The 13115-nt window shown below is 59.8% G+C and carries 8 protein-coding genes and 1 pseudogene; 6 read left to right on the top strand and 3 right to left on the bottom strand.

Features of this window, described 5'->3' with window-relative positions:
* Positions 1-52 precede the first annotated feature (52 nt).
* From AFK24_RS29465 to AFK24_RS32195, 5 genes and pseudogenes are all read left to right on the top strand, one after another.
* The gene (locus tag AFK24_RS29465; protein WP_065836598.1) at positions 53-1702 is read left to right on the top strand and encodes a DUF1302 domain-containing protein; all 1650 of its coding nucleotides are present in this window, start codon (positions 53-55) and stop codon (positions 1700-1702) included.
* Positions 1703-1717: 15 nt separating this feature from the next.
* A complete protein-coding gene (locus AFK24_RS29470) occupies positions 1718-3085 on the top strand; it encodes a DUF1329 domain-containing protein (protein ID WP_065836599.1) in 1368 nt (455 codons plus the stop codon).
* Between the two features lie 68 nt (positions 3086-3153).
* Positions 3154-4257, top strand: coding sequence for a WD40/YVTN/BNR-like repeat-containing protein (locus tag AFK24_RS29475; RefSeq protein ID WP_065836600.1), 1104 nt, complete (start codon positions 3154-3156; stop codon positions 4255-4257).
* A 52-nt stretch (positions 4258-4309) separates the two neighbouring features.
* On the top strand, positions 4310-6733 hold the full coding sequence (locus AFK24_RS29480) for an efflux RND transporter permease subunit (protein ID WP_065836601.1): 2424 nt from the start codon (positions 4310-4312) through the stop codon (positions 6731-6733).
* Positions 6734-7491: 758 nt separating this feature from the next.
* A pseudogene (locus AFK24_RS32195) lies at positions 7492-7594 on the top strand (methyl-accepting chemotaxis protein); the annotation flags it as partial.
* A 1085-nt stretch (positions 7595-8679) separates the two neighbouring features.
* Here the strand turns inward: AFK24_RS32195 and AFK24_RS29495 are convergent.
* Genes AFK24_RS29495 through AFK24_RS29505 form a run of 3 tightly spaced genes read right to left on the bottom strand, consistent with a single transcriptional unit; the run spans position 8680 to position 12091 of the window.
* Positions 8680-9954, bottom strand: a complete 1275-nt coding sequence (locus AFK24_RS29495) for an MFS transporter (RefSeq protein WP_065836604.1) — start codon at positions 9952-9954, stop codon at positions 8680-8682.
* 55 nt (positions 9955-10009) lie between these two features.
* Positions 10010-11164 carry an acyl-CoA dehydrogenase family protein gene (locus tag AFK24_RS29500; RefSeq protein ID WP_065836605.1) on the bottom strand — a complete coding sequence of 385 codons (1155 nt, stop codon included), beginning with the start codon at positions 11162-11164 and terminating at the stop codon, positions 10010-10012.
* 60 nt (positions 11165-11224) lie between these two features.
* A complete protein-coding gene (locus AFK24_RS29505; protein ID WP_065836606.1) occupies positions 11225-12091 on the bottom strand; it encodes an IclR family transcriptional regulator in 867 nt (288 codons plus the stop codon).
* A gap of 236 nt (positions 12092-12327) precedes the next feature.
* Here AFK24_RS29505 and AFK24_RS29510 point away from each other — a divergent pair, with 236 nt between their 5' ends.
* Complete coding sequence (locus tag AFK24_RS29510) at positions 12328-13113, top strand: enoyl-CoA hydratase (protein ID WP_065836607.1); 786 nt, start codon at positions 12328-12330, stop codon at positions 13111-13113.
* The last annotated feature ends 2 nt before the right edge of the window (positions 13114-13115 follow it).

Consider the following 13115-nt stretch of genomic DNA (forward strand, 5'->3'; position numbering starts at 1 on the left):
TGACACCCTGCGTGCACGGCCAAGCCAAAAATAAAAATAATGAGGAGCGTCCATGGACAACGTAAAAGTTTGCTTTCGTTTTAAGCATTGCGCCCTGTTTCTGGCGTTATGCAGCGCAGGCGTGATGGTCGAAAGGGTTGAGGCCATGCAAATGGACCTCGGTGATTCCGACTGGAAACTGCGCTGGGACAACACCATCAAATACAGCCAGGCCTGGCGTCTACAGGGTCAGGACAGTCGTTTAGTCAATGCGCCGACCGCCAACGGCCTGTTTCCCTCGATCCAGAGCCAGGGCGATAAAAATTTCAGTAGCGGTCTGGTCTCCAACCGTCTGGACCTGTTTTCCGAAATGGACCTCAGCCGGCAAAACTACGGGCTGCGTGTGAGTGGCGCGGCTTGGTACGACGATATCTACAACAAGGCCACCGACAGCAGCGAGCAAACGCATTTCCTCAGCGAAACCCGCAAGCTCCATGGCCGTAACGGTGAAATCCTCGACGCCTTTGTATTCCTGCGCGGAGACCTCGGTGAAGACTCCCAGGGTGTGGTGCGTCTGGGGCGACACAGCCTGATCTACGGTGAAAGCCTGTTCTACGGCGGCAACGGGATTGCCAATGCCCAGGGCCCGACCGACGTGGTCAAGTTGCTTAGCGTGCCGGGGACCCAGTTCAAAGAGATTCTGCGTCCGGTCAATCAGATATCCGGGCAGTTGCAGATCAACCCGCAGTTGTCGGTGGGCGCTTACTACCAGTTCGAGTGGGAGCGCTCCAACCTGCCTGGCGCCGGCAGTTACCTGAGCGATACCGATGCCATCGGTTACGGCAGCGGTTCGCTGCGCGAAGTGTTTGGTAACGACACGGTGAATGGCGGCGATTTGAAACCGAAAAATTCGGGGCAAGGGGGGATGCAAATTCGCTTTAAACCGACCGGAACCGAGCTGGAACTGGGCTTTTACGCTGCGCAGTATCACGACAAGGCCCCGATTGGCCTGTACGCCTACCTCGATGGTGCGGCTGCGGCGGCCACCGGACTGCCCATCCTCGGTTCTTATCGTCAGGTCTATGCCGAGGATATCAAGACTGCCGGTGTCAGCTTCTCCACGGCCTATGGCCCGTTCAACTTCGCCGGTGAAACTTCTGTGCGCTGGAATGCGCCGCTGGTGAGCAATCTGCAAGTGGTGACACCGGGCATGGATGCAGATGGCGGCAACAACTCGCTGTTTGCTCGGGGCAAAACCGCGCACGCCAACTTGTCGGCGATTTACCTGTTATCACCATCGGCCTTCTGGGACGGCGGCTCGGCACTTGCCGAGCTGGCCTGGAACCGAACGCTGAGCGTCACTGAGAACGCTGCGGCCCTGGATTCCAACACCACTCGCGATGCGACGGCATTACGCGTACTGGTGGAGCCAGCGTACTTCCAGATTGTCGATGGGATCGACCTGACCGTGCCGATTGGCATGGGCGTGGTGCTCGACGGGCGCTCTTCGGCCGTCAACAAATCGGGCTTCGGCAATACCCATTCCGGCGACTGGAGTGTCGGGCTCAAGGCCACTTACCTGCAGCGCTGGGATGTTGGCCTCAACTACGTGAACTTCTTCGGTGCCCCGAAAGCCGGGCTTCGAGAGGACGGAAACTTCAGCTACGGGCAGTCGCTGGCCGACCGCGACTTCGTCTCGCTCTACGTGAAAACCTCATTCTAATAAGGTGGATTCGCCATGCAGAACAAAGTATTTCTCAACACGTGCGTGCTCACCTTGGCCTTGGCCGGCATGTGCCTGGCACAAGCGCACGCTGCAGTGTCGCCTGAGCAGGCAGCACGTTTGAAAACCGATCTGACGCCCGTTGGCGCGGAGCGCGCCGGCAATGCCGATGGCAGCATCCCGGCCTGGAGCGGCGGCTACACCAAGGTTGCGCCCGGCTACAAACCGGGTGACAAACGTCCCGATCCATTTGCAGCAGAGAAGCCGCTGTATTCGATCAGCGCCTCGAATATGCAGCAGTACGCTGATCAGTTGGCCGAAGGCACCAAGCTTCTGCTGAAGAAATACCCGGACTATCGCCTGGACGTCTACCCGACCCATCGCTCGGCAGCCGCCCCGCAATGGGTCTATGACAACACCGCCAAGAATGCCATCCGCGCCACGCTGGACGTTGAGAGCGAGAAAGTCGCCAGCGCCTACGGCGGTATCCCGTTCCCGATTCCGGACAACGGCGCGCAAGTCCTGTGGAACTACCGGTTGTCCTGGCAGGGCGGCGATACCATCAGCTCGCCCTTCGATACCTGGCTGATGACTGCGGGCGGCAAGAAAGTCCAGGCGACCCGTGCCCAGTACACCTACCAGTTTCCCTACTATGTCGAAAGCGGCAGCCCGGAAAATTTTTCCGGAAAATACCTGATTGGCAAACTGTTGACCGAGCTGCCATCGTCGAAGGCCGGTGAAGGCCTGATGACCCATTGGGACCTGGACCCCGCCAACCGTGCGGCCTGGCAGTACCTGGTTGGCCAGCGCCGGGTGCGTCGGGCGCCGAACATCGCCTACGACACCCCGGACTTCGTCACCTCCGGGGTCGGTCTGTTCGACGAAGCGTTCATGCTGTTTGGGCCGACCGATCGCTACGACCTCAAGCTGATGGGCAAGAAAGAACTGATCGTCGCCTACAACAACAACCGCGCCGGTCTGGCCAAGAGCGACGATTTGGTCAAACAGAACTTCCTCAATCCCGATCTGGTGCGCTGGGAGAAGCATCGGGTCTGGGTGGTCGAGGCCACGCTTAAATCCGGCAAGCGCCATGTGGTGCCGCGTCGGACCTACTACGTCGACGAGGACTCTTGGCAGATCCTGATGGCCGACGGGTATGACGCGCAGGGCAAACTGGGGCGCCAGATGTATTCGCTGACGCTGCTGGCACCGGACCTGCCGGCGCTCACCGCACAGGTCATGTGGGGCAGTTACAACCTCGACACCGGCGCGTACTTCCTCAACTCCTCGAGCAATGATCTGGCGGTTCAGTACCAGAAAGTCGCGAAGCCTTCGGCCTCCTACTTCACACCGGATGCCATGGCCAACGAAAACATGCGTTGAACCCTGAGTGGCTGTGGCGGGCGAAAAGCTCGTCACGGTCGCTGGAAATTTTCCGAGCGGATAAAGACATGAACATCGAAAAGTTCTTAGCACGCGGCGGCCTGCGACGGGGCGCGTGTGCCCTGGGGTTGTGCCTGATGGCGAGCACGTCCGTGGGCACGCAGGCCGCAACGTTCGCGGTATTACAGCAGCCGGCATTGCCGACCGCCAAGGCCCAACGCGCGGTAATGCTCGGGTTGGCCAGGGCCGGGGAGCGTTTGGTGGCGGTCGGAGAGCGGGGCATCGTATTGCTCTCGGACGACTCGGGGAAAAGTTGGCGCCAGGCCAGTGTGCCGGTCAGTGTCAGCTTGACGGCGGTGCAATTCGTCGATGCCGAGCAGGGTTGGGCGGTCGGTCATCTGGGTGTCGTACTGCACACCGGGGACGGCGGTGAAACCTGGCAGAAGCAACTCGACGGTGAGGCTGCTGCCGCGCTGGCAGTGCAGGCAGCACAGCGTGATGCCGATCAACCGGGTGGTGCCAGCCACCTGAAACAGGCACGGCAACTGCTGGGCGATGGACCGGACAAGCCGTTTCTCGACCTGTACTTCAGTGACCGGCTGCATGGCTACATTGTCGGTGCCTATAACCAGATCTACCGCACTGACGACGGCGGGCGCAGTTGGCAACCGAGGATGCGCCATGTGGACAACCCCCAGGGCCTCAACCTGTATGGCATCCGGGCTTCGGGCACTGATCTGCTGCTGGTGGGAGAGCGCGGTTTGCTGTTGCGTTCGACCGATGCGGGGGCTTCCTTCAAGGCCTTGAAATCACCCTATGAAGGCAGCTTTTTCGGCCTGCTCGGCACGAGCAGTGGCGCTTTGATTGCCTATGGATTGCGCGGCAACGCCTGGTGGTCCGATGACCGTGGCAACAGCTGGCGGCGCCTCGATACCGGCGTCCACTCAACGCTGGCGAGCGCCATCGAACTGCGCGACGGCAGTCTGCTGGTGGTCAGCCAGAGCGGTGAACTCTTGTTCAGCCACGACCAGGGTCGCAGCTTCAACAAACGTCAGAGCCGCAGCGGCGCGACGGTCGCCGCCGTGCAGCAGGCGGCGGACGGCAGTCTGGCCAGCGTCGGTTTGAGCGGCGTGGCCGCTGACCAGGATCCGCGGGCATCCGGCCAACCTTGAAACTTCACGGTGTAGCGCTATCGGGCCGAGGCCCGTGCAACAGGAGTCAAACTTGAAAGACGACAAATCCCAAACCGTGATCGGCCGCCTGGAAGACTTTGACCAGGCGTCGGGCAACTTCGCCGAGCGGGCGATCTTCAACCATCGACCGCTGGTGATCCTGCTGTGCCTGCTGGTGACCCTGCTGCTTGGCTGGCAAGCCACGCGCATAGGCATCAACGCCAGTTATGAAAAGACCATTCCTACCGGTCACCCCTATGTCGCCAACTTCCTGGAAAATCGCAGCGAGCTCAGCGGCCTGGGCAACTCGCTGCGCATCGCCGTGGAAGTCAAGCAGGGCAGCATCTTCACCAAGGAGTACCTCGACACTCTGGTCAGGCTCAATGACGAGCTCTATCTGCTGCCAGGCGTCGATCGGCCTTACATGAAGTCGTTATGGACCCCGACCACACGCTGGACCGCCGTGACGGAAGAAGGCCTGGATGGGGGCACGGTGATTCCCGACGACTACGATGGCTCTGCCGCCAGTATCGAACAGGTGCGAACCAACGTCGCCCGCTCAGGCGAGGTCGGTCAGTTGGTGGCCGGCAACTTCAAGTCCAGTGTGATCTTCGTGCCCCTGCTGGAAATCAGCCCGCAGACCGGCAAGCCGCTGGACTACGGTGAGTTTTCTCGACAACTGGAAACCCTGCGGGACAAGTACCAGACCGATGATGTGCAGATTCACATCACCGGATTTACCAAGATTGTCGGCGATCTGATTGAGGGGATGACCCAGGTACTGCTGTTTTTCGTGGTGGCGGTACTGGTGACCGTGGTCGTGCTCTATGGCTACACCCGTTGCGCGCGCAGTACCCTAGTGGTGGTGACGTGCTCGCTGGTGGCAGTGGTCTGGCAGCTCGGTCTGCTCGCCACCCTCGGTTATGAGCTGGACCCTTATTCGGCGCTGGTGCCGTTTCTGGTATTTGCCATCGGCATGAGCCATGGTGCGCAAAAGATGAACGGCATCATGCAGGACGTCGGTCGCGGCACCCATCGGGTGGTCGCCGCGCGTTATACCTTCCGCCGACTGTTCGCCGCCGGCATGACCGCGTTGCTCTGTGATGCAGTGGGCTTTGCGGTGTTGCTGCTGATCAATATCCGGGTGATCCAGGACCTGGCGGTTACCGCCAGCCTCGGCGTGGCGGTGCTGATCTTCACCAACCTGATTCTGCTGCCGATCCTGCTCAGCTATTTCGGTGTCAGCCCGGCAGCGGCGCAACGCAGCCTGAGTTCGGAAACCGCCGAGCTGCAGGCGCAGATCAAACATCCGTTGTGGCGTTTTCTCGATCTGTTCACCCATCGTCGCTGGGCCATTGGCGCCATGCTGGGCGGCCTGCTGCTGGCAGCGTTCGGTTTTGCCGTGAGCCTGCACCTGAAAATTGGCGATCTTGATCCCGGCGCTCCGGAGCTGCGCGCCGACTCGCGCTACAACCGCGATGCGCTGTTCATGACCCGTAACTATGCGGCCAGCTCGGATATTTTCGTGGTCATGATCAAAACCCCGGAAGATCAGTGCACACGCTACGCCAGCCTGTCCGCAGTGGATGCGCTGGCCTCGCGGCTGGAGCAATTGCCGGGAGTGGAGTCGACCACCTCCATGGCGGCGCTGAGCAAGATCGCCACGGTGGGTTACAACGAAGGTAACTTCAAATGGTATGAGCTGATTCCCAATGACGGCGCGTTGGGTGCGGTGCAGACCCGAGCGCCTCGGGAGCTGTTCAATCAAGGTTGCTCGATGCTGTCGCTGTACGTTTACCTGGCCGATCACAAGGCCGATACCCTGAACCGGGTAGTGGAGGCCAGCGAGAAATTTATCGCTGAGCATCAGGTACCAGAGGTCAAATTCATGTTGGCCGCCGGCAGTGCCGGGATCGAAGCCGCGACCAATATCGTGGTGAAAAAATCCATGAACGAGATGCTGTTCTGGGTCTACGGTGCGGTCAGCCTGTTATGCCTGCTGACCTTCCGCAGTTGGCGCGCCACCCTCTGTGCAATGCTGCCGCTGATGCTCACCTCGATTCTTTGCGAGGCGCTGATGGTGAGTCTGGGCATGGGAGTGAAAGTCGCGACACTGCCGGTGATCGCACTCGGTGTGGGCATCGGCGTTGACTACGCGCTCTATGTGTTGAGCGTGATCCTGGCTCGAATGCGTGCCGGCGATACCCTGGCCCAAGCGTATTACCAGTCGCTGCTGTTCACCGGCAAAGTGGTCTTGCTGACTGGCATGACACTGGCGGTCGCGGTGTCGACCTGGGCTTTCTCACCGATCAAGTTCCAGGCGGACATGGGCATCCTGCTGGCCTTCATGTTCCTGGTGAACATGCTCGGCGCCTTGATCCTGCTGCCGGCATTGGCCTGGCTGCTGCTGCCGCAGAAGGTCTTCGCAAAAAAGCCTGAAACGAGTCTGCTTGCGCAGCCAGTCAAGGAGAGCTGAAGGTCTCGGCAAAGGAGATGCACCACGACAACGGGCAGGGAGAGTCCGGGGCGTTGTGGTGGTCGGTGCCGCAGCAAGACTCTGATCAATTGGCTACAGCCCGGGGAGGCAGCATGAAGTTTCGCTCCTTACAAATATCCGTCGCGTTTTTGGCCGGCAGTATCTTGATCCTGGCGGTGGCGGCTTTGCTGATGTTCACCTTTTATTCCAGTCAGTAGACCCAGGAATTGGTGCAGCAGCGGATACAGGCCCAGTTGCAGGCTAACCTCGAAAGCTATCTGCTGAGCAGTGCCCGCGAGCAGGTAGGGCAGATTGCCTCCCAGCTTCGCGATGCGGCGAGCATTCCCCGCTATCTGGCAGATCTGATGGCCTCTGAAGCCGAAGGCCTGAAACGCGAGGGTCCGCCGCTGGTCCCGATGACCGATATGGAGAGCATCACACCGGCCCCGGAGGGTTATCGCCAAGGTGAATACTACCTTTGCCCGAAAGAAGGCCAGTCACTGTGCGTATTGGACTCGCGTGTTTATGAAAGTGGGGGCCGCAAGATCTTGTTGCCGATATTTTCGGTCCCGATAAAGGTCCATGGGCAGTTCATCGGGATTGCCGCAGACGCGCCTTCGGTGGACTTCATCCAGGGGCTGGTCACAAAGTCGAGCCAGGCACTATATGACGGCGCTGCTGAATTCGCCCTGTTCGGCCAGAACCAGCACCTGATTGCATACAGCAAGAATCCGTTACTGATTACCCAGCTCGCCGCCAGCCTGCTCGCCCTGAATGCGGCGATTGAAGCCGCCAGGGCCGGGGAACAGGGCCGGGGTTTTGCCGTGGTCGCGGACGAGGTCAGGAGCCTGGCGCGCAAAAACGCAGAATGCCACTGGAGAAATTCAGAGGCTTATCCAGCAATTGCAAAGAGGCACGTAGGAGGCGGTCGATGCCATGCAGGTCAATCAGGAGAAGGCTTCCCACAGCGTGCAGCAATCGGCACAGGTCAGTCAGTCGTTGGACCGGATTGTCGAGGCGGTTTCGGTGATTACCCCTATGAACATGCAGATCGCCTGCGCGGTCGAGCAGCAAGCAGCGGTGGCCGACGAGATCCAGCAGAACATTGCGAATATCGATGCAGTGGCAACGGCGGTGACACAAGGGATGGATCAAGCATCAGAAGCCAGCACGCGATTGAACAGGCTCGCCGACCACCAGCGGGATTTGGTGTGCCGACTCCATACGCAGTGAAGGATGCTGTCTATTGAGCGTCCCTGGATCATCCGTCCCGTCCAGGCGCATTATCTGTCCAGAACACTCGGTGGGACTTCTTGGCGCTATGTTATTCCCGTCCTTGACAGGTTTTCCGAATAGGTCAAAAAATGAGTCCATTCCTGCTTCAGGAATAAACGAAACCCCTTAGATTTCAATGGGTCGGACGCCAGATGCGAGTCTCGTTTCCCGCCCCAAGTATTGGTCCAAAGATGACCATAGGGCGCTGGGGATAGCGAGATAGACGCTTCGGCGTCTTTTTTCGTTTCTGCAGAAAACCACGGGAATCCGGTACGTTTAAATAGTTTTTAAGTGGTTTTTACGAGCGACTAGAAAACGTATTCTGGCTGGATCCCTACAGGTTGCCAGACGAGCATCGGGTGCTGACTCTCTAACAGGAACTCACCACGCCCCTCTCAGAAATGGCCATTCGGCATGCCCGGGCTACGGGCTGAAACTACACAATTGAGGACTTAGACGGTCTGTTAGTGACTGCAGTCGGCAGCAAGTGCGGGTTGTTTCGTTATTATTGGGCACTACAGGCATAGGCTGGAGATGTCTACGGTGCCGGGGCAGTCCATGGGGCGATTCAAAGTGTAAAAGGAAATGTAGACTCTTCCCTGATGAACGGACCAGTCTGCCTATGCCGACTTTCAGAAAGTTGGCAGGTCGTTGTTGTGCGAAAATCCCGTTTATTGCTTTTGAGGGTCGAATTGTTTGTCTCGGATAAACAACGCCGGAATCACGCCGCAAATGAAGTACGCCGCCCCCATCACGAGAAAGCCCACGCCAATCGAGCCATGGGACGCCAGGAAGCCAATCGCGGCAGGCGCCACTGCGGCCCCCAGACGACCGATGTTGTAAGCGCCGCCCACCGCAGAGCCGCGTAGCTTGGCCTCGAAACTCTCGGTCATGTAGGTCGCATTTACGCCGTACGGAATGCCATACAAAAAGCCGAACACGACCAGCATCCACAGGATGTTTTCCTGGCTTTGGAATAGCACGATCACCGGCAGAAATATCGCAGTCCCCAGCGCGCCAAAGGCGAACACGGTGCGGCGCCCGATACGGTCGGCCGCCATCCCCGCGAGAATCTTGCCGAGGATCATGGCGGTATAAGTGCCGACCATGTAGCCGGTCATGGACTTGAGGTTCATGCCCAGTTCGCTTTCCAGGTAGGTCGGCATCCAGTTGTTCACCCCGTAGTAGCCGAACTGCAGAAAACCGGCGGTCAGCGCCCAGCAGATGAACATCCGCCGCGCCTGCGGATCGCCGAAAATCTGTTTGTACATGCTGTCGCGCTTTTCAGTCGAGCCGCTGCGCAGGCCGGCGAGTTTTTGCTTGGCGCGCTCGGCCTGGGCGTTGATCCACGCTTGGGGTTCCGGCACGAAACGTTGCATCACCAACGCAAGAATCACCGGGATAATCGCGATGTAGAATAGCCAGCGCCAGCCGTGAATCGGCAATATCCAACCGGCCAGTAGGGTCGCGACGATGTAGCCCACCGACCAGCCGGCCTGCAGGGTGCCGAGTACCGTGGTGCGGTAGCGGGTGGGCACGTATTCGGACATCAGCGTGTTGCATGCCACGTACAGCGCACCGATGCCCAGCGAGGCCAGGAACCGGATCAGCGCGAACTGCCAGTAACTGTGGGTCAGGCCTAAGGCGGCAGTGCCGACCGAGAACAGCAAAATACTCCAGACCACGGTTTTCACCCGGCCGAAGCGGTCGCAGGCCCAGCCGCCGTAGATGCCGCCGATCGCCATTCCCGCCAGGGTGAAACTGCCCAGGCTGCCGGCTTCGACGTTCGTCAGGCCGAATTCAGCCTTGAGGCTGTTGAGGCTGTATGACAGCAGCATCAGATCGGCGCCATCGATCAATAAGCCGAGAAAGCAAAAAATGAACACCAGCACCCAAGTGCTGGATTTGGCGTGCGCAGTCGCACTTGCCTGAGCAGTCGCGTCCATGGGGTTACCTTATTGTATTTATGGGGTGGAACTTGGGCAGGGAAGGGCGTGCGCCTCAACCTTGAGCGGCGCGGATCATGTTTCGTGCGATGACGATCTGCTGGATCTGAGTGGTGCCTTCGTAGATGCGGAACAGGCGCACATCCCGGTAGAAGCGCTCAATCGCGTACTCGCTGACATAGCCCGCGCCGCCATGGATCTGTACGCAGCGGTCGGCGACGCGGCCGCACATTTCGGTGGAGAACATCTTGGCGCACGAGGCTTCGGTGCTGACGTTATGGCCGTCGTCGCGCTTTCGTGCGGCGTCCAGCACCATGCAGCGGCTGGCGTAGATTTCGGCCTTGCTGTCGGCCAGCATCGCCTGGATCAGTTGAAATTCGGCGATGGGCTTGCCGAACTGTTTGCGCTCCAGCGCATAGCGCAGGGCATCGTCGAGCATACGTTCGGCCGCGCCGACGCTCAGCGCGGCGATATGCAGGCGACCCTTGTCGAGGACTTTCATCGCGGTCTTGAAACCCACGCCTTCGACGCCGCCGATCAGTTGGCTGGCAGGCACGCGGGCATTCTCGAAAATCACGTCACAGGTATGGGCGCCTTTGTGGCCCATCTTGTGATCGGGTTTACCCAGGGACACACCCGGCGTGCCGCGCTCGACGATAAACGCGCTGATACCGCCCGCGCCTTTGATTTCAGTGCTGGTACGCGCCATCACCGTGTAGATGCCGGCGTGCGGGGCGTTGGTGATGAAACGCTTGGTGCCATTGAGGATGTAGCTGTCGCCGTCGCGCACGGCGGTGGTTTTCAGCGAGGCGGCATCCGACCCGGCATCGGGCTCGGTCAGGCAGAAGGAACTGAGCAACTCGCCGCTGGCGAGTTTGGGCAGGTAGTGCTGTTTCTGTTCTTCGGTGCCGTCCAGCAGAATGCCGATGGAGCCGATGCCGTTGTTGGTGCCGATGTAGGAGCGAAACGCCGGGGAGGTGCGTCCCAGCTCGAACGCGATATTCACCTCTTCCTCCATGGTGACGCCGAGCCCGCCAAACGCTTCCGGCAGTGTCAGGCCAAACAGGCCCATCGCCTGCATCTGCTCGACGATGTCCTGGGGGATCGCGTCGGTGTCGGCCACCTCGTTTTCACGGGGGATCAGGACTTCACCGACAAACTGACGAAGTGAATCCAGCAGAATCTGCAGGGTTTCGGTATCACGGATCATGTGCGCTCCTAACGCTCGCAGGCGAGCGGTTGTTTATCAGGGCGCCGTTACTCCGTTGCGTCAGCGAGCAGCGGCGCCAATGTTGTTAACCATGTTGATCAGGCGAGGCCCGATATCGTCCATCAGCTGTTCGCGGGGCAGCTGGAAGCTCGGCCCGCCGCAGTTGAACGTCAGCAACCCGTACTGCGGGTGCAGCAGCGGCACCGCCAGGGAGTTGACGTCGCGATGCCACTCACCGATCGACAGGCAGAAGCCGTAATCGGCGTAATCCCTGAACGCCCGATCCAACCCTTTGCGAATGGTTGGCCACTGCTCCGATTCGCGCTGGCGAATGTGATCGAGCAAAAATTCCCTTTCGGTTTCCGGCATTGCCGCCAGGCACGCGCGGCCGACCGAACTCTGTGCCAGCGGCAAGTAACTGCCGATCTGGCGGCGCATGGTCATGTTGCCCTGACCCTGCACCACATCCAGGTACACCATCTGCAGGCGATCGCGGGACGCCATGGCCACGGCCGCCTGGGCATGATTAGCCAGTTCCTCCATCAACGGATGGGCCACCGTGCGGATCGCGAGGTTCGACAGCATCGCGTAGCCAAAACCCAACACCCCGACATCCAGCTGGTACTTGCCCGAATGCACTTCGCGTTTAAGGCAGCCCAGGCGCATCAGCGTGTTGGTCAGCCGCGTCACGGTCGGTTTGGGCAGGCCGGTCATGCGTGCCAGGTCCTGATTGCCCAGCACGTTGTCGCGCGGGGTGAAGCACCTCATCAGTTCCAGCCCACGCGCCAATGCCGTCACAAACTGGCCGCTGTTTTCGTCGTCGCTCAGTGCGCTGGCGGGGTCGAGCATGCCCATCTTCAGTAACCCGATTTCATCCGCGCCTTTGGTCGTGTCAGCACCCTGCCGATCTGCCTTGATGCGAGCCATGGTAGAACCTCACTTCAAAAAAATGCAAGAAAATAAAATACAGTTTCGTCTGGCGAAATTGTATTTGTTGCTTGTAAAAAAGCCAACAGATTTGTTGTTGTACTCACAAGCCCAGTAACGTCTGGCTTTCAGCATTTTTTTGCTTTTTATGTTTACAGGGTTTTGTAAGCGTCACTATGATTAAGCCTAATTACGGTATTCAGTTTCGCCTGTCGAAACAATAATAAGAGGTCGCTATGAACTCCCAACCAGAACCGGTCGTGCAGGTGCAGATTCGCGAGGATGCCGTCGCGGTCGTTCGCATCCAGCGGCCCGAGGTCAAGAACGCACTTAACAGTGCCGTGCGCGAACAACTGGCCGCGAGCTTTCGCCAACTGTCCGTCGATGAGCGGGTGCGCTCGATTGTGCTCACCGGGGGCGAGCAGTGCTTCGTCGCCGGTGCCGACATCCGCGAGTTCGCCCAGGCCAGCCCGATCGAGATGTATCGCCGTCACACGGAGTACCTGTGGGACGCCATCGCCCGTTGCCCCAAACCGGTGATCGCCGCAGTGAACGGGTTTGCCCTCGGCGGCGGCTGCGAGCTGGCGATGCACTGCGACATCATTGTCGCGGGGCAATCGGCGCGCTTCGGCCAACCGGAGGTCAAGCTCGGCCTGATGCCGGGCGCCGGGGGCACGCAACGTCTGATCCGCGCCGTCGGCAAGTTCCAGGCCATGCGCATCGCCCTGACCGGCTGCCTGGTGCCGGCGCCCGAGGCGCTGGCCATGGGCATGGTCAGCGAAGTGGTGAGCGACGAGCGCACATTGCCTCGCGCATTGGAACTGGCCGCTGAAATCGCGGCCTTGCCGCCGCTGGCCGTCGCGCAGATCAAGGAAGTAATGCTGCTCGGTGCCGACCTGCCCCTGGACAGTGCCCTGGCGCTAGAGCGCAAGGCGTTTCAGTTGCTGTTCGACTCCCGGGATCAGAAAGAGGGTGCCAGCGCCTTTCTGGAAAAACGCAAAGCCAGCTTCCTGGGGGAATGACC

Source organism: Pseudomonas syringae (assembly GCF_001698815.1).
GTDB lineage: Bacteria > Pseudomonadota > Gammaproteobacteria > Pseudomonadales > Pseudomonadaceae > Aquipseudomonas > Aquipseudomonas syringae_A.